Below are 20096 nucleotides of genomic sequence, written 5' to 3'. Positions count from 1 at the left end.
GTTCACTCCTCGCCGTAGGTGATGAGATGGCACAGCGCCGGCAGACGGCCCGAGGCGAGCCGGTCCAGCACGTCGGGCAGGTCGTCGAAGCGGGACCGGCCGGTGAGCAGCGCGTCGAACGCCGGGTCGGCGAGCAGGTCCAGGGCCAGGGCGAGCCGGTCGGCGTAGCTGCGGTCGGCGCGCCGGGGCGACACCGTGCCGACCTGGCTGCTGCGGATGCGCAGCCGTCGGGAGTGGAACGCGCCGCCGAGCGCGAGCGTGACCGGCCGGTCGCCGTACCAGCTCAGCTCCAGCACGGTGCCCTCGGGACGCAGCAGCTCCAGGCCGCGCTGCAGCCCGTCGGCGGTGGCGCTGGCGTGCACCACCAGGTCGCGACCGCCGGCCGCGTCGGCGGGCGCGGCGAAGTCGGCGCCGAGCGCGGCGGCCACGTCGGCGCGGGCCGGGTCGGCGTCGACCAGCTCGACCCGGACGCCGGGGAAGCGGGCCAGCAGCGCGGTGACCGCGCAGCCGACCATCCCGCCGCCGATGACAGTGACCCGGTCGCCGACCAGCGGCGCGGCGTCCCACAGCGCGTTCACCGCGGTCTCCACGGTGCCGGCCAGCACCGCGCGCTGCGCCGGCACGCCGTCCGGCACGACGGTCACGGCGTCGGCCGGGACCACGTACGCGCTCTGGTGCGGGTAGAGGCAGAAGACGGTACGGCCGAGCAGCCGCTCGTCGCCAGCCTCGACCGTGCCGACGTTGAGGTAGCCGTACTTCACCGGGGCGGGGAAGTCGCCCTCCTGGAACGGCGCGCGCATGGCGGCGTGCTGGTCGGCCGGGACACGGCCGGTGAACACGAGCGTCTCGGTGCCGCGGCTGACGCCGGAGAAGCGGGTACGCACCAGCACCTCACCCGGGCCGGGCGAGGCGACGCGCACCGGCCGGATCTCGCCCTCGCCGGGAGCGCGGAGCCAGAACGCCTGGGCGTCTACCGTCACGAACTCTCCTCTTCCCCGCATTCCGACCGAGTTGTCGATCATAAACACGGAAGCGGGACGTCAACGGTTCGAACCGCCCGCGACCCGATGCTCAGGCGGCGCGCCGCCGCTGCTCCGTACGCCACGTTTCCGGCTCGGCCCGGTCGGCGTGCCGGTCCCCGGCCAGCTCCATCGCCCGGTGGGCCGCCGTCAGCGCGTCGCACGGCGCGACCTGACCGTCACACAGCAGGCTCTCGCACCGGCCGGACTCGTCGGGCCGGTGCGCGACGGCCACGTCGTACGCGGCCCGCCAGAGCAACGGGTCGGTGACTCCCCGTGGCAGGTCGGCGTCCTGACTGGACCTGTTGCGGATCATGTCGGGCACCGTGTCCCCCTTTGCGTCGTCGCTACCGTCCCAGTGACCGGTTGAGCGCAGATCAAACCTCTCACCTGCGCACATGCCGCGACCAGCGGTGTTTGTCACGCCGGATAGGCGCGCGTCTCCGCTGCCTTGACCGCCGCCCAGACCGGCCGGCCGGGGATCAGCCCGAGGTGGGCCGCGGCGGCGGGCGTGACGTCGGCGGCCACCTCGACCGGGCCGGCCAGCTGCACGCGCAGGTTGTCGCCGTGGCGCTGCACGCCGGTGACGGTGGCCGCCCACACGTTGCGCGGGCTGCCCTCGGGCCGGGACGGGTGCAGCGCCACAGCGGCCGGCGGGTAGGCGACGAACACGTCACCGTGGACGGTGTCGGCGGTGGTGAGTGCCAGCTCACCGACGGTGACCGTGTGCCCGTCGGCGCGGCCGCGGTGCAGGTTCAGGCCGACCAGCCGGGCCACGTAGTCGGTGCGTGGCCGCGCCGTGACGGTGGCGGCGTCACCCTCCTGCACCACCCGGCCGTGCTCCACGATGACCAGCCGGTCGGCGAGCACCAGCGCGTCGAGGGGGTCGTGGGTGACGAGCAGCGTCGCGCCGGGATGCGCGCCGAGGTGGCGCTGGAGTTCGGCGCGGGTGTCCAGCCGGGTCCGCGCGTCGAGCGCGGCCAGGGGCTCGTCGAGCAGCAGCAGGGCCGGGTCGACGGCGAGCGCGCGGGCCAGCGCGACCCGCTGCGCCTGCCCGCCGGAGAGCTGCCGGGGCCGGCGCCGGGCCTGGTCGCCGAGGCCGACCCGGTCCAGCCACTGCTGGGCACGGGCGCGGGCGGCCCGCTTGTCGGCGCCCCGGCGGCGCGGCCCGAACGCCACGTTGTCCAGCGCGCTCAGGTGCGGGAACAGCAGGTAGTCCTGGAACACCACGCCGACCGGCCGCCGTTCCGGCGGCGTCCACATCCGGCGGTCCGGCCGGTCCAGGTCGGCGCCGTCGAGCGTGAGGTGCCCGGCGGTGAGCGGGTGCAGCCCGGCGAGCACCCGCAGCGCGGTGGTCTTGCCCGCGCCGTTGGGGCCGAGCAGCGCCACCACCTCACCGGCGGCGATGCGCAGCCGCACGTCGAGGCTGAAGCCGTCCCGCTCGGCGGCCAGATGCGCGTCCAGCAGCGCGGTCATGTGCTGCCGACCCACTTGTCGCGCAGGGCGGCGAGGATGACCACGGAGACGGTGAGCAGGATCAGGCTCAGCACGATCGCGGCCTGCAGGTCGGTCTCCAGCGCCAGGTAGACAGCCAGCGGCATGGTCTGGGTGCGGCCCGGATAGTTGCCGGCGAACGTGATGGTGGCGCCGAACTCGCCGAGCGCGCGGGCCCAGCAGAGCACCGCCCCGGCCGCCACGCCCGGGGCGACCAGCGGCAGCGTGACCCGGGTGAACGTGGTGAACCGCCCGGCGCCGAGCGTGGCGGCGGCCTCCTCGTACCGGGGGTCGGCGCCGCGCAGCGCCCCCTCGACGGCGATGACCAGGAACGGCATGGCCACGAACGCCTCGGCCAGCACCACCCCGGCGGTGGTGAACGGCAGCGTCACGCCGAACGTCTCGTCCAGCCACGAGCCGATCAGCCCGCGCCGGCCGAAGACCAGCAGCAGCGCCACGCCGCCTACCACCGGCGGCAGCACCAGCGGCACCGTGACCAGCGCCCGGACCAGCCGCCGCCCGGGGAACTCCACCCGGGCCAGCAGCCACGCCAGGGGTACGCCGAGCGCCACGCAGAGCAGCGTGGCGACGGTGGCGGTCACCAGCGACAGCCGCAGCGCGGTGAGCACACCCGGTTCGGTCAGCCGCCCGGGCAGCGTCGTCCAGGGGGCTCGCAGCAGCAGACCGGCCAGCGGCAGGACGAGGAAGGCCAGTCCCAGCCCGGCGGGCACGAGCAGGGCGATCGGCACCCGCTGCCGGCGTACCGTGCGGCTCATGCGCCGGGCGGCGCCTGGAACCCGGCGGCGGTGAGCACGGCGAGCCCGGCGTCGGAGCGGACGAAGTCGACGAAGGCGCGAGCACCGGCCGGGTTGCCGGCGGCGCGCAGCACCACGATCGGGTAGTCGTTCACCGCACGCGCCGACTCGGGGAACTCGACCGCGTCGAGTCCGGGGGCGGCGCGGACGTCGGTGCGGTAGACCAGTGCCGCGTCGACCTCGCCGAGACGCAGCTTGGCCAGCGCGCCCTTGACGTCCTGTTCGAGCGTGGCGGGCGTGAGCCGCACACCCGCGGCGTCCAGCGCGGTACGCGCGGCGGCGCCGCAGGGCACCTGCTCGGCGCAGAGCGCCACCTTGACGCCGGGGCGGGCGAGGTCGGCCAGGCCGCCGACCCGGGCCGGGTTACCCCGGGGTACGGCCACGACGAGCTGATTGCGGACCAGCACGGCCGGTTCGCCCGCGGCGTCACCGGCGTCGGTGACCGTCTTCATGGTGGCCGGGGACGCGGCGGCGAACACGTCGGCGGGCGCGCCCTGGGTGATCTGGGTGGCGAGCCCGGAGCTGCCGCCGAAGTTGAACCGGACGGTACGGCCCGGGTGCGCGGTCTCGTAGTCCTTGCCGAGCCGGGTGAACGACTCGGTGAGCGAGGCGGCGGCGAACACCGTCACCGGGCCGGCGCCGTCGGGTCCGGCCGGGGCGTCCGCGTCGCCGCAGCCGGTCAGGCCGAGCGCCGCCACCAGCGCGCCGGCGAGGGCGGCGCGAATCCACCGTACGGTCACGGGCTGGTCCTTCCCCTGGGGGTGGCTCGCTCGACCACGACGGTGGTCGACTTGATCACGGCGACGGCGACGGCGCCGACCTGGAGGTCGAGGTCGTCGACGGCCTCGCGGCTCATCAGCGACACCACCCGGAACGGCCCGGCCTGGATGTCCACCTGGGCCATCACGGTGTCCTTGACCACGGCGGTGACGATGCCGCGCAGCCGGTTGCGGGCCGAGGACAGCTCGGGGTGGCCGGGAGCGCGGACGAACGCTGCGACGTCGGCGCCGTCGAGCACCCGGTGGCCGTGCTCGTCGCGGGTGGCCGGCAGCTTGCCGGCGTCGATCCAGCGGCGGACCGTGTCCGCGCTGACCCCGAGCAGTTCGGCTGCCTCACCGATCCGGAACACCGTCACGCGCTCACCCTAGCGGCCCGCACATGCAAGCCGGAAGGGGCATGGTGGCTCGCATCCGCGAACCTCAAGGCGGCTCGGGAACCGGAGCTGCGGGTCAGTCGGCCGGGGTGATCCGGACCCGGCGCAGCAGTTGGGCGTTGAGCGCCACCACGATGGTGGAGGCGGACATCAGCACCGCGCCCAGCGCCGGGCTGAGCGCGATCCCGGCCCAGGCGAGGACACCGGCGGCCAGCGGGATCGCGACCACGTTGTAGCCGGCCGCCCAGGCCAGGTTCTGCCGCATCTTCCGGTACGACGCGCGGGACAGCCGGATCACGCCGCCGACGCCGCGCGGGTCGGAGCCGGCCAGCACCACCCCGGCGGACTCGATCGCCACGTCGGTGCCGGCGCCGATGGCCAGCCCGACGTCGGCGCGCGCGAGCGCCGGGGCGTCGTTCACGCCGTCGCCGACCATCGCCACCGTCAGTCCCCGACCGCGCAGCTCGGCCACCGCTTTGTCCTTGTCGGCCGGGAGCACCTCGGCGAAGACCTCGTCGACGCCGGGCCGGAACCCGAGGTCGGCGGCGACCGCCTCGGCCACCGGGCGCGCGTCGCCGGTGATCATCACGATCTTGCGTACGCCGAGGTCGCGCAGCTCGGCCACGGCGGCCCGCGCCTCCGGGCGGACCTGGTCCTCCAGCCCGAACGCGGCGGTCACCTCCGGCGGCCCGCCCTCGGGCAGGCGGACCAGGTGCAGCACCGCGGCGCCCCGGCCCGACCACTCCTGCGCGGCCCGGGCCAGGTCGTCCGGCACCGGGGCGTCGAGTTCACGCAGCAGGGCCGGTCCGCCGACCGCCCAGTCCACGCCGTCCACGGTGGCGCGCACGCCCCGGCCGGTCAGCGCCCGGAAGCCGCGCGCGACCGGACGCGCCGGGCCGGGCTCGGCGTCGGACCCGGTCGGAGACGTCGGCCCGGGAGACGTCGGCCCGGCGTCGGACGTCGGCCGCGCGTCGTCGGCGGCGACGAGCGCGCGGGCCAGCGGGTGCTCGCTGTCGGCCTCGACCGCGCCGGCCAGGGCCAGGGCGGCTGTGGAGTCCAGCCCGCTGGTGGCGGCCACTCCGGTCACCGTGTGCCGGCCGGTGGTGAGCGTGCCGGTCTTGTCGAACAGGACGGTGTCGACGGTGCGCATCCGCTCCAGCGCGAGCCGGTCCTTGACCAGGATGCCGGCGCGCGCCGACAGCGCTGTGGACAGCGCCACCACCAGCGGGATCGCCAGGCCGAGCGCGTGCGGGCAGGCGATCACCAGCACCGTCACGGTGCGTACCACCGCCTGGTCGGGGTCGCCGAGCAGCGCCCACACCGCGAACGTCGCCAGGCCGGCGAACGCCGCCAGGTAGAACAGCAGCGCGGCGAACCGGTCGGCGAGCACCTGCGCGCGCCCGCCGGAGGCCTGCGCCTCGGCGACGAGCCGCCCGATGCCGGCCAGCGCGGTGTCCGCGCCGACCGCCTCGACGCGTACCCGGAGGGTGGAGTCGGTGGCCACGGTGCCGGCGACCACCCGGTCCCCGGCGGCGCGGGCCACCGGCCGCGACTCGCCGGTGATCATCGACTCGTCCAGCTCGGCGGCGCCCTCGACGATCCGCCCGTCGGCCGGCACCCGTCCGCCGGGGCGCACCAGCACCAGGTCGCCCACCCGCAGCTCGCCGACCGGCACCGGATGCGGCCGCCCGGCGTCGTCCAGGCGCTCGGCGTCGTCGGGCAGCAGCGCCGCGAGGGCGCCGAGCGCGCCGCGTGCCTGCCCGACCGCCCGCATCTCCTGCCAGTGGCCGAGCAGCATGATGGTGACCAGCGCGGCCAGCTCCCACCAGAAGTCCAGGTCGAACAGGCCGATGCTGGTGGCGGCCGAGGCGAGGTACGCGACGACTATCGCCATCGAGATCAGCAGCATCATGCCGGGGCTGCGTTCGCGCAGCTCACGCAGGCCGCCGGTGAGGAACGGCCAGCCGCCGTAGAGGAAGACCACGGTGCCGAGCACCGGGCCGACCCAGCGCACGCCGGGAAGGTCGATCGAGTAGCCGAACCAGTCCATCACCATGTGACTGGTGGCGACGATCGGCAGGGTCAGCGCCAGGCTCAGCCAGAATCGGCGGCGGAACTGCTCCGGGTCGTGCCCGGCGTGCGCGCCGCCGCCATGATCGGTGCCGTGGTCGCCGTGGTGAGCGGGTGAGTGCTCCATCGGGCGTCACCTCCGCCGACCACCATACCCCCTGGGGGTAATACGTGACGGGCGATCAGCGCTGGGGGCGGGCGCCGACGCTCGGCCGGTCCGCCGGAGGGCGGCCCTGCCAGGGCCACCGGCCGTCCAGCTCCACCTCGAGGGAGAAGCTGAGGAACGTACGGACCAGCACGATCAGCGCCAGCACGCCGACGCTGGTGAACGTAGGCGACACCGCGACGGTCCGGATGATGTCGCCGCCGACCAGGAACTCCAGGCCGAGCAGGATGGCCCGGCCGACCCCCTGCCGGTACGCGCGGTAGTGCGCCACCACCTGCCGGGTCCGGACGCAGCGCACCGCGAACACGACTGTGGCGACCGCGACGCCGACCGCGATCACCAGCACCCCGGCCAGGTCCAGCAGCGCCCCGACGTGCTGGACGATCTCCTTCGTCGGCACCCGGCACCCCCGCACCAGCCTGGCGTACGGCCGGTCGCGGGGGCGGCGTTTCCGCGCTCCCGCCACCCGGAGGGCGGGTGCGCGGAGGCGTGCTCAGTCCTGGGCCTGCCAGCGGTAGAAGACGGTGGCCAGGGAGTCCTGCGGGCCCTGCCACTTCTCCGGCCGGTACGGCTCGATGTACGGGCCGAGGTCCTGCATCACCTTGCCGAAGGCGGGCTTGTCGCCGTGCCGGTCGCGGGTGGCCTCGGCCGTCGACGTCTCCTGTTCCAGCAGGTGCACGTAGACGTCGTCGATCGAGTAGAGCCAGCGGCCGGTGACCCCGAGGTCGGCCGGGAGCGACCCGGCGTCGGACTCGGCGAAGACCCGCGCCACGTCCGGCTCGGCGCCGGGCTTGATCCGCCCGACGATGACGGTGAGCGTGGTGTCGGCGGGCGGCTCGCCCTCGGGCGCCCAGTGGTAGAACTCCTTCGCCACCGAGTCCGACGGGTTCTTCCAGTAGCGCGGGTACGGGGTCACGTACGGGCCGATCTCCTCGGCGATCTTCTGGAAGGCGGGCAGCCCGCGCGTCTGCCCGGAGATCCGCGGGTCCTGCTCCCGCTCGATCACGTGCAGGTAGAGGTCGTGGTGGGACAGCAGGTACCGGCCGATGACGCCCAGGTCCTGCGGCCGGGTGGCCTGGTCGTAGTGGCCGAACACGTCGCCGACGATCTGCTCGCTGCCGGGGACCATGTGACAGACGATCACGTTGCGGAAGACCATGACTGCTCCTTGATGATTGCGACGGGGGCTGCGGCGCGAGGCGGCGGCGCCGTCAGGCGGTGAAGGTGACAGGCAGTTCCAGCAGGCCGCGGAACGGCGAGGCGGCGGGGAGCCGGCGCACCTGCGCGAGCGGCACGCCCAGGCGCAGTCCGGGCAGCCGGCGCAGCAGCGCGCCGAGCGCGAGTTCGGCCTCCATCCGGGCCAGCGAGACGCCCAGGCAGTAGTGGACGCCGTGCCCGAACCCGAGGTGCGGGCCCCGGACGCGGCGCAGGTCCAGCCGGTCCGGGTCGGCGAAGTGCGCCGGGTCGTGGTTGGCCGCGTTGATCGCGACTCCGACGATCGCGCCGCGCGGAATGCGTACGCCCTGGTAGTCGACGTCCTCGGTGGCGATGCGCGGGCTGGCCACGGGCAGCGGCCCGTCGAACCGGAGCAGTTCCTCGATCGCGGCCGGCAGCAGGCGCGGCGTGGCGCGCAGCAGTTCCATCTGCTCGGGGTGGGTGAGCAGCGCCAGCACCGCGTTGCCGAGGAAGTCGGCGGTGGTCTGGTGCCCGGCGAACAGCAGCAGGAACGTGGTGGTGACCAGTTCCGCCTCGGACAGCGTCCCGTCCTGGTCGACCGCCCGGATCAACGCGGCGATGATGTCGTCGGCCGGGTCGTCGCGTTTGGCCCGGACCAGCCCGGCCAGGTAGTGGTGCAGCCGCAACTGGGCCTCCTGCACCGCGGCCCGTTCCTGCGCCGGCGGCCGGCTGGTGGAGCCGGAGGTGCGGATGACCTGGGTCCAGTCGAGCACCCGGTCGTGGTCGGCCGGCGGCACGCCGAGCAGTTCGCAGATGACAGTCATCGGCAGCGGGATGGCGAACTCGTGCATCAGGTCCGCCTCGCCGTGCGGCGCCATCTTGTCGATCAACTGGTCGACGATCGACGCCACCCGGGGGCGCAGCGCCTCGATCCGCCGCGGCGCGAACGCCTGCGACACCACGCGACGCAGCCGGGTGTGCTCCGGCGGGTCGGAGTTGAGCATGTTGCGGTTCAGGCCCTCGGAGTTCGGGCCGAAGATCTTCAGGTAGTGCTGGTCCGGGCCGTACAGGTCCTTGGACAGGCGCGGGTCGGTCAGCGCGGTGCGGGCGTCGTCGAAGCGGGTGATCAGCCAGGAGTCGAAGCGCGGCGAGCCGACCGGGCAGACCGGCCGCTCGGCGCGCAGCCGCGCCAGCGCGGGGTACGGGTCGGCCGCGAACGAGTCGGTGTACAGCTCGCTCGCCGGCATCACGTCGTCGGTCATCGCCCCTCCCCCGGCTCGCCGGCCACGCTGTGCAGCACCTGGTAGGTGTGCCGGTCGGCGGACTCGCGCAGCTCCCGGATGACGCGCAGCAGCCGGTCGCGCTGCTCGCTGCGGCCGAACGCGTCCAGCCGCTCGCGGTCGGCCCAGTCGCTGATGACCAGGTAGCTGCGCGGGTCGTCGGCGTCACGGACCAGGTCCTGGTGCAGGCAGCCGTCCAGGGTGCGGATCTGTTCGGCGGCGCTGAGCCATTCGGCCTCGAAGCGCTCCGCGCACCCCTCCCGGGTCCGCATCGCCAGCACGGTCCGGACCCGGCTCACCGCGCGCTCCCGAACACCAGGTGCAGGTGCTTGCGCAGCGCGTCCGGGTCGACCGGCGCGCCCCGGAAGCCGACGTGCCCGTCCGGGCGGATCAGGTACAGGCCGGTGCCGTCCAGCCCGTACCCGGCGCGGAAGCGGCGCTCGGCGTCGCGCACCACCGGCGGGTCCAGCAGTCGCGGTTCGTCGACGTCCGGGTCGAGCAGCAGGTACGCGTCGAGTTCCCCGCCGGCGAGCCGCCGCGCGTCGGCGCACAGGCCGGTGAACGCGGCGAGTTCCTCCGCGCCGGCCGTGCGGTCGGCGTAGAGCAGCAGCGTGTGCCGGGTGCCCCGGGTCAGGTCACGCAGGCGCAGCGGGTGGCCGACGCCGCGGCGGCGCAGCCCGTCGACGTCGGGCGCGATGTCGCCGGGGCGGGGCGCGTCGCCGAGCGCGGCCGGGTCGGCGACGGTCTCCCCGACCAGCGGGCTGCCGGCGTAACTGAGCAGCATGGACATCTCCTGGAGGAACTGCCGTTCCAGGTCGGCGCGGTCCACCTCCTCGGTGCCGGCCATCCGTACCGCCCGGCCGACGATCTCCTCGCCCTCCGGCCGCCGCTCGGTCTCGTAGCTGTCCAGCAGTCCGGGCGCGGCGAGCCCGCGTACCGCGAGCGCGAGTTTCCAGGCCAGGTTCCAGGCGTCCTGGATGCCCGTGTTCATGCCCTGGCCGCCGGCCGGGGGGTGCAGGTGGGCGGCGTCCCCGGCGACGAAGATCCGGCCGTCGCGGTAGCGGTCGACGATGCCGTGGCTGATCCGGAACACCGACGACCAGCGCAGGTTGCTCGCCCGGGTGCCGGGTGGCGCGAGGCGGTCCAGCGCGGCCTGCACGTCTTCGATGGTGGGCTCGTCGAGTTCCTCGCTGAACCCGGGCGGGGCGTCGCGTCCGCCGGTCTGGGCGAAGAACCGGGGCGGGGCGAGGGTGGCTATGCGGTAGCGGTGCTCGCCGCGCAGCGGTACGCAGACGAGCATGCCGTCCATCTGCCCGTCGGTCATGTGCAGGAACCGCAGCAGGTGCCCGTCCGGCATGTCCCAGTTCACGTCGACGTCGACCAGCATGAACAGTTGCGGGAACCGGCCGAGCCCGCCGGTGAAGGTGAGCCCTAGCTGCTCCCGGACGCGGCTGTGCGCGCCGTCGGCGCCGACGACGTACCGGGCGCGTACCGTCTCGGTGCCGCCGTCGGCGGTGCGGACGGTGGCGGTCACGCCGTCGGCGTCCTGGGTGAGGTCGGCGAGTTCGGCGCCGCGCCGCGGGCGCACCCCGAGGGCGGCGAGCCGGTCGGTGAGGATGCGCTCGGTCTCGTACTGCGGCAGGCCGAGGTGGGCGTACGGCAGGCCGGGCAGCTCCCAGCTCATCCGGTGGGTCTGCGCGCCGTTGACGAACACCATGTTGCCGGTGAGCCAGATGCCGGCGTCCATGGCCTCCCGGACGACGCCCTGCTCCTCCCAGATCTCCATGGTGCGGCAGTGCACGCCGATCGCCTTGTCGGCGTGGCCGGGCGGGGTGGCCTGCTTGTCGATCACCAGGCAGTCGATGCCCCGCCGGGCCAGTTCGACGGCGGCGGTCAGCCCGGTGGGCCCCGCCCCGACGACGAGTACGTCTGTTGTCCTGTGCACGTCGGCCTCCCAGCCCGTGGTGGGGTGACTGCTGCCGTCCGCGTCGGGCACGACGTGGAACAGGCGGCGCCGGATGTCGAGAAGGAACGGTGCGATCGGTCCGGCCTGCGCGGAGGCGTGGGCCGGGTCGCTGATCCAGGCGAGGAACGGCGCGGCGCCGTCCCACTCGGCGAAGATGTGGTGGATGTCCGAGCCGGGTTCGCGCAGCAGCTGCTCGCGGCGGTAGCCGGGTATCGCGGTCATCCGCCGTACCACCTCGGGGTAGCCCCGGTGGAACTCGGCGAGCCGGTCGCGCGGCACGGTCAGCTCGACGTCCACGTAGACCGGGCCCTCGCCGTCCCCGGTCTCGCGCAGCAGCGGGTAGCCGGGGCCGTCGGCCGGCTCGGTCAGCGGCTGGAGCAGGCCGGCCAGGCGGGCCGCCACCGGCCCGCGCCGGTACGCGCTCAGCGCCGCCTCGTCGGCCCATTCGGTGACGACGACGAAGCCGCGCGGGTCGAGGGCGTCGCGCAGCAGCTCGTGCCGCAGGTTGCCGGCCAGCGCGCCGAGCTGCCCCGCCACGGTCTCGAACGCGGGCCCGACGGCGGGCTCGCACCCGGGGCGCGCGCGCAGCCGGAGCATCGTCCTGATCATGCAGCCCCCTCGAACCGTGCCGTCGTCGTGCCGCGACCCTGCCGCAGCCCGCGTCACCACCTCGTCACCGTCGACCCGCCGGAGGTCCGGCCCCGGTGACGCCGCCGGGACGGCGCGCACGACGGTCGGGAGCGTGCTGATGCCGTGCGAACGGCGCAGCCGACAGACGGATTCCCCAGCTGCCTCACTCTGCGTCGACCTCACCGAGCGTGAGAGCGTCGAGGTCGGGCAGGCAGGCCTTTCGGCCGCCTTTGCTCTGCAGCCATTGGCGCATCACTGCACTGACCTGCAACTCGGTCGGTCAGCCCGATTTCGGCAAGATCCCGAACGAGCACTGTCAGTGATCGATGCGTACGCGGCTGCAGAGCAAAGGCGGCCATGTGCGCACGTCCCGCCGGACACTCCCGCGACTCTCCGCGACCGGGGTGGGGAGGTGTGGCGGGTGTGCACGGTCACGGCGTGCACCGTGCCGGTCGCGGGGCCGGCGCGGCGCGACGTGCCTGCGGCCCGGCCCGACGACGGTCGCGGCGCGGCGCGGCGCGGCGGGGCGGGGCGGGGCGGGGCGCGGCCGGTGGTCAGGCCAGCAGGCGGGCCAGTTCGGTGCGGGAGCGCACACCCAGCCGGTGGAACACGTTGCGCAGGTGGTGGTCGACGGTCCGGGTGGACAGCGACATCCGGGTGGCGATCTCCCGGTTGGTCGCCCCCTGCGCGACCAACCGGGCGATGTGCAGCTGCTGCCCGGTCAGCAACTGCTCCGGGCCGTTCGGCGCCGGCCCGACCGACTCCCCCGCCGCGCGCAGCTCCTCGCCCGCCCGGTCGGCCCAGACGGTCGCGCCGAGCACTGTGAACGTCTCCCGCGCCCGGTGCAGGTGGGCCCGGGCGTCCCGGGGGCGGCGCCGGCGGCGCAGCTCGCGGCCGAACAGCAGTTCGGTGCGGGCCCGCTCGAACCGGTCGGTGTCGGCCGGGTGCAGCCGCAGCGCCGCGTGGAACTCCCGTTCGGCCTCCGGGCCGCCCCGGGGCGCGAGCAGCGCGCGGCAGCGCGCCGCCAGGGCCCGCCGCGACGGGCTGGCCGTGCTGCTGGCCCAGTGGTCGAACACGGCGAGCGCGGCGGCCGGGCGCCCGCCGTCGTGGGCGGCGGCCTCCACCAGGTACGGCGTGGCCATCACCTGCACCAGCACCTGCCCCCGCCCGGTGCCGGTGCGGGCCAGCGTGGACAGCCGGGCGACCGCGTCGGCGTACCGGCCGTCGATGAGGTCCAGCACACCGAGCGCCCACCTGGCGTACGCGTCCGGCCGGCTCCCGGGCGCGGCCCCGTCACCGATCTCGGCGATCCGGGCCAGCGCGCCGGCCCGGTCGGCGCGTACCGCGGCCAGCACCGCGAGGATGCCGAGGTGCACCTGGGCGCAGGCGTGCTGGCCGGTGTCGCGGGCGGCGCGCACGCCCTCGCGGGCGGTCTCCGCCGCCGCCTCGTGCCGGCCCAGCCAGTACTCGGCGACGGCGCGCAGCTCCAGCGCCCGGGGCAGCAGGGACAGCTCGCCGCGCGAGCGGGCCACGTCGACCGCCCGGCCGGCGAGCCGGTGCGCGGGCCCGTCCACCGCCACCAGCAGCGCCGCCGCGGCGGCGCAGACCAGCGCGCCCGGGGTGAGCGCGGGCCCGGACAGCCGGCCGCCGAGGACGACGACCCGGCGCAGCGCCGGACCGCCACGGGCGTGGTCGCCGCGCAGGGTCGCCCCGACGCCCACCGCGAAGGTGGCCAGCAGGTCCAGGTCGGGCGGGTCGCCGGGCCGCCGCAGCGCCTCCGCGCGGCGGGCCACCTCGGCGTAGCGGAACTGGTCGCCGGTGACGCAGATGGCCTCGCCCGCGCGGACCAGCGCGAGCAGGGCGGAGCGCCGGTCGGCCGGCGCGACCGCGTCGGCGGCGGCCAGCAGCGTGGCGACCGCGGCGGCGGGCGCGTCGCAGCGCAGCTGCATCTCGCCGCGGAGCAGGTCGGCCCGGTCCTGTGCGGGCGGCGCGGCGGTCAGGTGCCGTAGCAGCCCCCGGGCCTGGTCCGGGTCGCCGGCGGTCCAGGCGCAGCGGGCCGCCGCCACCGTCAGTTCGGCGGCCCGCCCGGGATCGGCGGTCAGCTCGGCGGCGCGGCGCAGCGCGGCGGCCGCGGCGGCGCGGTCGGACGCCCCGTCCACCGCCGCCGTCAGTTCGGCGGCGAGCACGTCGGCCGGGCAGTCGGGGGCGGTGGCGTGGCGCAGCGCGCGGCCCAGCGGGCCGCCGGCGAGCGTGCCGGCCAGCAGCAGGTGCGCCGCGCGCAGGTCGGCCAGCGGCGCGACGGCGGTGATCATCGTGCGGGCGAGCGGGTGCGGGAACGTCACCCCGCCGGGCCCGGTCCGCAGCAGCCCGGCCGCCTCGGCGGGGGCGAGCGCTTCCACGGTCAGACCGGCGGACCAGGCGGCGCGTACCAGCGTGCCCGGGTCGGCGGCGTCGTCGAGCGCGGCGAGCAGCACCATCCGCCGGGTCGGGGCCGGCAGCCGGTCCAGGCGGGCCCGGTACGCGGCGGCGAGCGCGCCGTCCACCGGCGGCGTGCCGGGCAACGGCGCCTCGCCCCGCCACTGGGCCGGGGTGAGGCTGCCGGCCAGGTCGGCCAGCGCCGCCGGGCTGCCGCCGCTGAGCGTGGCCAGCGCGGCGGCCACCGGCGCGGACGGCCGGTGCCCCCGGTCGGTGAGCATCGCGTGGCACTCGTCGGCGTCCAGCGGGCGCAGCCGGTGCGCCGGCACACCGTCGACAGTGGCCGGGGCGGTGGCGGTCAGCAGCACCGCCACCGGCAGCCGGCGCAGCCGGCGCGCCACGACGGCGAGCGTCCAGGCGCTCTGCCGGTCGCCGATGTCGAGGTCGTCCACCGTGCACAGCAGCGGCCGGTCCGCGGCCACGGCGGCGAGCAGGGAGCGGACCGCCGCGGCGAGGGCCAGCCGCTGGTCGGCCGGGCAGCCGTCGCCGCCGAGCACGCGGCGCAGCAGCCGGCGCTGCCGCACCGGCAGCGCGGTGTCCGCGTCCAGCACCGGGTCGAGCAGGCGGTGCAGCCCGGCGTAGGGCAGCGTCGACTCGTCGGCCAGGCCGGCGCCGGTGAGCACCGTGCGTCCCGTCGCCCACCGGCGGGCGTACGCCAGCAGGGCGCTGCGGCCGGCGCCGGGCGGCCCGTGGAACAGCAGCGCGCCGCCGGAGTCCCGGTCGAGGAGCCGGCGGATCGCGTCGCACTCGTCGTCCCGGCCCCGCAGAGCAATATGCACTGTCGATGCAGAAAGCATGCATGCAGTGTCACAGATGGGCAACCCGTCGGAAAAGAGGCGGACATGCTGCCGGGGTGGTCGTCGCGACGACCACCCCGGCAGCGGACGGGCTCAGGCGCTGGGGCACGTGTTGCGGTACTCCTGGATCGCCGACCCGCTCGGGCCGGGGCAGAGGAACTGCTCGTAGCGGGTGTCGTCGTCGACGAACCGCTTCAGCCAGGCCACCATCTGCTTCGCCGTCGGCGTGTTCGTCGTCTGCGGGAAGAAGTGGCTCGCGCCGTCCAGCTCCAGGTACGCCTTCTCCGAGGACGCCGGGATGCTGTTGTAGAACGGGATCGAGTGGGTCGCCACCGGCGCGACGCTGTCGGTCTCGCCGCCGATGATGAGCGTCGGCACCCGTACATCGGACCAGGTCTTGTCCAGGTTCCACGGCGCCAGCGGAACGGCGGCCTGCAGCGACGGCCGCGCCGCCGCGGCCTCCAGGCTGCCGCCGCCGCCCATCGAGTGACCGGCCACCGCGAGCCGGGACGAGTCGATCCGGCCGCGCACCGAGCTGCGCTCGGTCAGGTAGTCCAGCGCGGCCAGGAGCTGCCGGCCCCGGCTGGCCGGCTGGTCCAGCCGGGTGTTGGTCTCGATGCCGATCACCACGAAGCCGTGTGAGGCGATCCGCGGACCGAGCCAGCTCAGGCTGGACCAGGAGGCGGTGTAGCCGGGCGAGATGGCGACCGCGCCGAAGGTGCCCTCGGCGGTGCTGGTCGGGTAGTAGATGACGCCGCCGCCGAAGCCGGTCACGCTCAGCGAGGAGACGTTGATCGACGAGGTGGCGAACGGGCCGCGGCTGGCCTCCAGGATGGCGCTGGTGGGCGCCGGGCCGCGCTCGTAGGGGCTGGCGGCGCTCGCCGCGACCGGGGCGGCGAGCGCGCCGCCGGTGGCGAGCAGCGCCGCCACGGCGAACCGGGCCAGGGCACGGACGGGGGTACGGGAACGGATGGTGGTGGGCACGTCGGTCACTCCTTGCGCCGGAATTACATCGACATGGGTCAGCATCGATGCCTTCGGCGCGCCGCGCATCGGCGAAATCACCGGTCCGCGCGGGCGGCGGGCAGGACGTGGAGGCGGCACTGCGGGCGGTCCGCACGCTGAACCGGCCCGGCTGTCACTCGGTGAACTCGCAGAAGGACAGCACCCCGTCGAACCGCCCGGCGGCGAGGTCCTCGTGGCGGATCAGGAACCGCGCGTTGACGTACTCCTCGTCCGGTACGCCGAACTGGGCCAGCGGCACCCACTCGCGCACCACCCGCTGCTCTTCCTCGTACTGAGCCACCAGCCGCTCCGCGCGGGGCAGGGAGCTCGCCTGCTGCATCCGCTCCCGGTCCGTCATGAACGTCTCGGGCGGATCCTGCGCCGAGATGGTGTAGCCGCCGACGAAGACGTCGTGCTGAATCCACCCGTCCCGCTCCGGCCAGAGCTGCTCGAGCAGCGCGCCCATCTCCTTGCGGTGCGGCAGGTCGCGCAGCAGCTTGATCTGGGTGTCGCACAGCCACTCCTCCGAGCGGTCCAGCCAGTCCGGCAGTTCCGCCTGGAGCCCGGCGTACATCTCGTGCTCGGGGGCGAGGAAACGGCCCAGGTCGGTCCCGGCGGGTAGGACGTCCACACCGTCCACCGTCTCGGCGCCGGCCGGGACGTACACGACCCGCGCGTACGCCTTCTCGTTCTCGATGCCGCAGACGTCCTGTGCGCCCTCCTGGTCGAGGAAGAACAGCAGCGTGCCGTCGGCCGGCAGGGCGAGGTCGGGCACCCGGGGCAGCGCCGCGCAGTCGAGCCGGAGCAGGAACGGCAACGGAGAGCCCTCCGGGCACGTGGGCCACGGCACGCCCACCGGCAGCCGCGGCCGCCCGCCCCGCCGCCCGGCGTGCACGCCGTCCTCACGCCGCCAGGCGTGGATCCGGAACCGGATCAGCTCCGCGAAGCGGGCCACCTCGCCCTCGGGCACGCCCTGCGCGATCGCCGCCCGCCGGAACTGCTCTCTCTCATCCATGATCGTGGAGAGTAGCGGCACCGTCCGACATGGAGGGTGGGTCAGGGCCCGGCGCGCGGCCTCGATGTCGCCGACCAGGTCACGTCGTAGCGCGCGCCGCCCACCGCCTCGGCGAACGCGGTCGCCGCGGCGGGTGACCCGGCGATGCGCCAGTCCTGCTCCTTGTCCACCTCGAACCAGATCAGCCCGATCAGGTCCGGGTACCGGGGCAGGGAGCCGAACGTCTCCCGGATCCACCGGGCCTTGCGTCCGGCGGTGTCGGCGGCGCCGGTCTCGGTGACCACCAGCGGCCTGCGGGTGACCTTGCGGATCTCGGCGATGGTCGGGCCGAAGATCTGGTCGAACGACCAGTACGTCTTGGTGAACGCGCCGGTGCCGTAGTAGCCGGTGACGCCGACCCAGTCGACGTAGTCGTCACCCGGGTAGAGCCCGGTCAGCCCGGCTGTCGTCTTGTCCCAGCGGGCGTTCGGGCTCCACACCCAGGTGACGTTCGTGGCGCCGGCCCGGGCGAAGAGGTCGTGCACGTGCCGCCAGGCCCGCACGTAGTCGCCGGGGCGGTTGCCGTTGGCCCGCTCGCACCACGGATACCAGTCGCCGTTCATCTCGTGCGCGAAGCGGATCGCGACCGGGTAGCCGAGCGACCGGACCCCCTCGGCCCAGGACCGCAGGTAGGCGTCGAAGTCGCCGCGCGCGATCCGGTCCAGCCGGTAGTCCGGCTGGGTGGCCCGGAGCCGGTCGATCTGCCGGACCGCCAGGCCGGTACGCCGGGCCGCCAGGTCGACCGTGTGGTCCCACGGCTCCCAGCCGAGCATGGGCATCATGCCCCGCTCGGCGATCCGGTCGAACAGGCTCCGGTCGAACTCGGCCGACGCCCAGTCGGCGCCGAAGAGCATCACCTGCGGCGCCCGCCCGGCCGCCTCGACGAACCGGTCGACCGGCGCGAAGTCGTGCGGTCCCTTGTCGGTCATCACCCCGAAGAACGCCTGCCCGGCCGGGGGGAACAGGCCGCCGCCCGGCGCGCCGGCGCTCGCCTGCGGCGTCGCCGGGACGCGCCCGTGCGCCGATGCGCCCGTGCCCGGGTCGCGCCACGCCCCGGGCGCCACCACGAAGGCGTACGCGAGCAGCAGCAACCCGGCCAGCGCGAGGCCCACCCGGGGCGCGGTCGGCCTCAGCACGGGACACCGCCCTCAGCCGCCGGCTGCTTCCACGCCGCCTCCGCCGACCGGCGCCGGCGGTCCCGCAGGCCCTCCACCCAGGCGATCAGCGGTGGCGCGAGCCCGGTCAGCAGCGTCAGCGCCGGCCAGATCCGCAGCAGCGGATAGTCGTGGCCGAGCGCGAAGCTCGCCGCGAGCAGCCCGGCCGCCGCCAACGCCCAGCACAGATGCAGCCGGAACGTGCGCAGGGACTCCACAGTGCGCAGCGCCCCCTTGGCGGTCACCACGAAGCCGAGCCGGCGGCGCAGCAGCGCGCCGGCCGCCGCGGCCACGTAGACCGGCCCGGCGAACAGGGCGAGCGCCATGCCGGCCATGCCCACCTCCTCGCGTTCGTGCGGGGCGATGTTGAAGCGCCGCAGCCAGAGCCAGAGCAGGAACCAGGTGCCGACGGTGGCGCCCCACAGCGTCGCCCACACCTGCGGGTCGAGCCGGCCCGCGTCGACGCCGGTCAGCAGGTAGAGCGCGGTGGCGGCGTTGCCCAGCAGCAGGCTCACCGCGACGCTCGGGTAGTAGAACTGGAGCAGGCGGTACTGCCAGCGACGGCGCGACGGCAGGTCGCGCGGCGTACGCATCTCGCGGCGGAGCAGGATCTCGCAGATCCCGGCGGCCCAGCGCTTCTGCTGGTTGAAGTAGTCCGCCCAGGACGTCGGCCCCTCGCCGAGCGCCACCACGTCCGGGGTGTAGACGCCCTTCCAGCGGCGGCCGGTGGCCGGGTTGACGGCGGCGTGCACGCGGATGCTGGTGAGGTGGTCCTCGATGATCGAGTCCTGGTAGCCGCCGATGGTCCGCCAGGCCGCCGGGCGGTAGAGGTGCCCGGTGCCGGTGAGCAGCGGCGCGTCCAGGCCGTTGCCGCCGCGGGCGATCAGGCCGTTGTAGAGGTACTGCTGCACGGAGGCGCCGTGGGCGACGAAGTTCTGGTGCATGTTGCCGTACACCTGGGGCGTCACCACGAACGCCACATCCGGGTCGCGGAAGTAGCCGAGCGTGCGTTCCAGGAAGTTCGGCAGCGGCACGTGGTCCGGGTCGACGTTCGCGACCACGTCGTAGCGGTGCTCGTGCTCGGCCCGCCAGGCGTTGTGGTTGCCGGACTTGGTCCGGGCCCGGAACTCGCCGTCGGGCCGGTTGTACTCGGGCCGGCCCTTGCGGGTGAAGTGGCGTACGCCCAGCCGCGCGGCCATCGCCCGGACCGCCGGGTCGTCGCCCTCGTCGAGGATCCACACGTCGACGTGCCCGCAGTAGACGATCTCCCGGAGCCGGCGCAGCGTCCGCTCCGCGACGTCCAGCGGCTCCTTGCTCGGCACGATGGTGGTGAGCAGCGCGACCCGCAGGCCGACCGGCGGGTCGACCGGCACCGGGTCCCGGGCGTGGAAGGCGAAGACCCAGACCACCACGTTCTGCGCCAGGCGGATCAGTTCGACGCCGACGACGACGCAGAACGCGAGCCGGGCGGCGGCGGTCTGCCACCCGCCGAGCCCGACCACGCCGGGGCCGGGCACGTGCTGGGGCAGCAGCAGCCAGCCGACGAAGACGAGCCCGGCGGCGCTGTTGACGAGCACCAGCAGCGTCAGCACGACCCGCGCGGCCACCGAGGTGGTGGGGCGGAACTCGACCGCCGCGTCCGGGCCGCGCGGCGGGCGCAGCGGACCGGCGACGGCGCCGCACCGGGCGTACGCCAGGCGGGCGCGGACGTTGCGCTGCCGGCGGTCCGGATCGGCCGGCGTCCCGGGCGGGACGGGCGCGATCGGGCGGCCACCCGGCGGCCCGGCCGTCGTGGCGCGGGACGGGCGTGTATCGGCGGCGACGGCCACGTTTCCCCCATGG

At 75.2% G+C, this 20096-nt stretch carries 17 protein-coding genes; all 17 read right to left on the bottom strand.

Annotated elements, in window-relative coordinates; genetic code table 11:
• Nucleotides 1–2: 2 nt before the first annotated feature.
• Nucleotides 3–1022 carry a zinc-binding alcohol dehydrogenase gene (locus A4R25_RS04335; protein ID WP_373887999.1) on the bottom strand — a complete coding sequence of 340 codons (1020 nt, stop codon included), beginning with the start codon at nucleotides 1020–1022 and terminating at the stop codon, nucleotides 3–5.
• A 49-nt stretch (nucleotides 1023–1071) separates the two neighbouring features.
• Nucleotides 1072–1335, bottom strand: a complete 264-nt coding sequence (locus A4R25_RS04330; protein WP_205796395.1) for a hypothetical protein — start codon at nucleotides 1333–1335, stop codon at nucleotides 1072–1074.
• A 104-nt stretch (nucleotides 1336–1439) separates the two neighbouring features.
• Entirely contained in the window at nucleotides 1440–2495 is a 1056-nt protein-coding gene (locus tag A4R25_RS04325) for an ABC transporter ATP-binding protein (RefSeq protein ID WP_043330044.1), read from the bottom strand.
• Nucleotides 2492–3289: an ABC transporter permease gene (locus A4R25_RS04320; protein ID WP_064445678.1), complete on the bottom strand. Its 798-nt coding sequence runs from the start codon at nucleotides 3287–3289 to the stop codon at nucleotides 2492–2494. Before A4R25_RS04320 ends, A4R25_RS04325 begins: the two co-directional genes overlap by 4 nt.
• Complete coding sequence (gene modA, locus A4R25_RS04315; protein WP_064445677.1) at nucleotides 3286–4068, bottom strand: molybdate ABC transporter substrate-binding protein; 783 nt, start codon at nucleotides 4066–4068, stop codon at nucleotides 3286–3288. The genes A4R25_RS04320 and modA overlap by 4 nt, the downstream gene beginning before the upstream one ends.
• Nucleotides 4065–4463: a molybdopterin-binding protein gene (locus A4R25_RS04310; RefSeq protein ID WP_043323433.1), complete on the bottom strand. Its 399-nt coding sequence runs from the start codon at nucleotides 4461–4463 to the stop codon at nucleotides 4065–4067. The genes modA and A4R25_RS04310 overlap by 4 nt, the downstream gene beginning before the upstream one ends.
• A 94-nt stretch (nucleotides 4464–4557) precedes the next feature.
• Nucleotides 4558–6678 carry a heavy metal translocating P-type ATPase gene (locus A4R25_RS04305; RefSeq protein WP_064445676.1) on the bottom strand — a complete coding sequence of 707 codons (2121 nt, stop codon included), beginning with the start codon at nucleotides 6676–6678 and terminating at the stop codon, nucleotides 4558–4560.
• A 55-nt stretch (nucleotides 6679–6733) separates the two neighbouring features.
• Complete coding sequence (locus A4R25_RS04300; protein ID WP_043323431.1) at nucleotides 6734–7117, bottom strand: DUF1622 domain-containing protein; 384 nt, start codon at nucleotides 7115–7117, stop codon at nucleotides 6734–6736.
• Nucleotides 7118–7210: 93 nt separating this feature from the next.
• Nucleotides 7211–7876, bottom strand: a complete 666-nt coding sequence (locus A4R25_RS04295) for a TcmI family type II polyketide cyclase (RefSeq protein ID WP_064445675.1) — start codon at nucleotides 7874–7876, stop codon at nucleotides 7211–7213.
• Nucleotides 7877–7928: 52 nt separating this feature from the next.
• Nucleotides 7929–9155, bottom strand: a complete 1227-nt coding sequence (locus A4R25_RS04290; protein WP_043323426.1) for a cytochrome P450 — start codon at nucleotides 9153–9155, stop codon at nucleotides 7929–7931.
• Nucleotides 9152–9472: a putative quinol monooxygenase gene (locus A4R25_RS04285; RefSeq protein WP_043323424.1), complete on the bottom strand. Its 321-nt coding sequence runs from the start codon at nucleotides 9470–9472 to the stop codon at nucleotides 9152–9154. Before A4R25_RS04285 ends, A4R25_RS04290 begins: the two co-directional genes overlap by 4 nt.
• Nucleotides 9469–11748, bottom strand: a complete 2280-nt coding sequence (locus A4R25_RS04280) for an FAD-dependent oxidoreductase (protein ID WP_064445674.1) — start codon at nucleotides 11746–11748, stop codon at nucleotides 9469–9471. The genes A4R25_RS04285 and A4R25_RS04280 overlap by 4 nt, the downstream gene beginning before the upstream one ends.
• A gap of 575 nt (nucleotides 11749–12323) precedes the next feature.
• A complete protein-coding gene (locus tag A4R25_RS04275) occupies nucleotides 12324–15041 on the bottom strand; it encodes a LuxR family transcriptional regulator (protein ID WP_064445673.1) in 2718 nt (905 codons plus the stop codon).
• 93 nt (nucleotides 15042–15134) lie between these two features.
• A complete protein-coding gene (locus A4R25_RS04270) occupies nucleotides 15135–16025 on the bottom strand; it encodes a lipase (RefSeq protein WP_043330042.1) in 891 nt (296 codons plus the stop codon).
• Between the two features lie 154 nt (nucleotides 16026–16179).
• The gene (locus A4R25_RS30465; RefSeq protein ID WP_082930907.1) at nucleotides 16180–17061 is read right to left on the bottom strand and encodes a DUF1963 domain-containing protein; all 882 of its coding nucleotides are present in this window, start codon (nucleotides 17059–17061) and stop codon (nucleotides 16180–16182) included.
• Nucleotides 17062–17102: 41 nt separating this feature from the next.
• Nucleotides 17103–18236, bottom strand: coding sequence for a glycoside hydrolase family 26 protein (locus A4R25_RS04260; protein ID WP_064445672.1), 1134 nt, complete (start codon nucleotides 18234–18236; stop codon nucleotides 17103–17105).
• Complete coding sequence (locus A4R25_RS04255; protein WP_064445671.1) at nucleotides 18230–20083, bottom strand: glycosyltransferase family 2 protein; 1854 nt, start codon at nucleotides 20081–20083, stop codon at nucleotides 18230–18232. The genes A4R25_RS04260 and A4R25_RS04255 overlap by 7 nt, the downstream gene beginning before the upstream one ends.
• Nucleotides 20084–20096 lie beyond the last annotated feature (13 nt).

The organism is Micromonospora sp. NBRC 110037 (assembly GCF_001652995.1).
Lineage (GTDB): Bacteria > Actinomycetota > Actinomycetes > Mycobacteriales > Micromonosporaceae > Micromonospora > Micromonospora chalcea.
This window is presented reverse-complemented; position numbering and strand designations above follow the sequence as displayed.

Excerpts from the sequence above, each read along its gene's own strand:
- A4R25_RS04305 (WP_064445676.1), bottom strand. The coding sequence starts at position 6,678 with ATGGAGCACTCACCCGCTCACCACGGCGACCACGGCACCGATCATGGC.
- A4R25_RS30465 (WP_082930907.1), bottom strand. The coding sequence starts at position 17,061 with ATGGATGAGAGAGAGCAGTTCCGGCGGGCGGCGATCGCGCAGGGCGTG.
- A4R25_RS04275 (WP_064445673.1), bottom strand. The coding sequence starts at position 15,041 with ATGCTTTCTGCATCGACAGTGCATATTGCTCTGCGGGGCCGGGACGAC.
- A4R25_RS04335 (WP_373887999.1), bottom strand. The coding sequence starts at position 1,022 with ATGATCGACAACTCGGTCGGAATGCGGGGAAGAGGAGAGTTCGTGACG.
- A4R25_RS04295 (WP_064445675.1), bottom strand. The coding sequence starts at position 7,876 with ATGGTCTTCCGCAACGTGATCGTCTGTCACATGGTCCCCGGCAGCGAG.
- A4R25_RS04280 (WP_064445674.1), bottom strand. The coding sequence starts at position 11,748 with ATGATCAGGACGATGCTCCGGCTGCGCGCGCGCCCCGGGTGCGAGCCC.
- A4R25_RS04330 (WP_205796395.1), bottom strand. The coding sequence starts at position 1,335 with ATGATCCGCAACAGGTCCAGTCAGGACGCCGACCTGCCACGGGGAGTC.
- A4R25_RS04325 (WP_043330044.1), bottom strand. The coding sequence starts at position 2,495 with ATGACCGCGCTGCTGGACGCGCATCTGGCCGCCGAGCGGGACGGCTTC.
- A4R25_RS04290 (WP_043323426.1), bottom strand. The coding sequence starts at position 9,155 with ATGACCGACGACGTGATGCCGGCGAGCGAGCTGTACACCGACTCGTTC.
- A4R25_RS04320 (WP_064445678.1), bottom strand. The coding sequence starts at position 3,289 with ATGAGCCGCACGGTACGCCGGCAGCGGGTGCCGATCGCCCTGCTCGTG.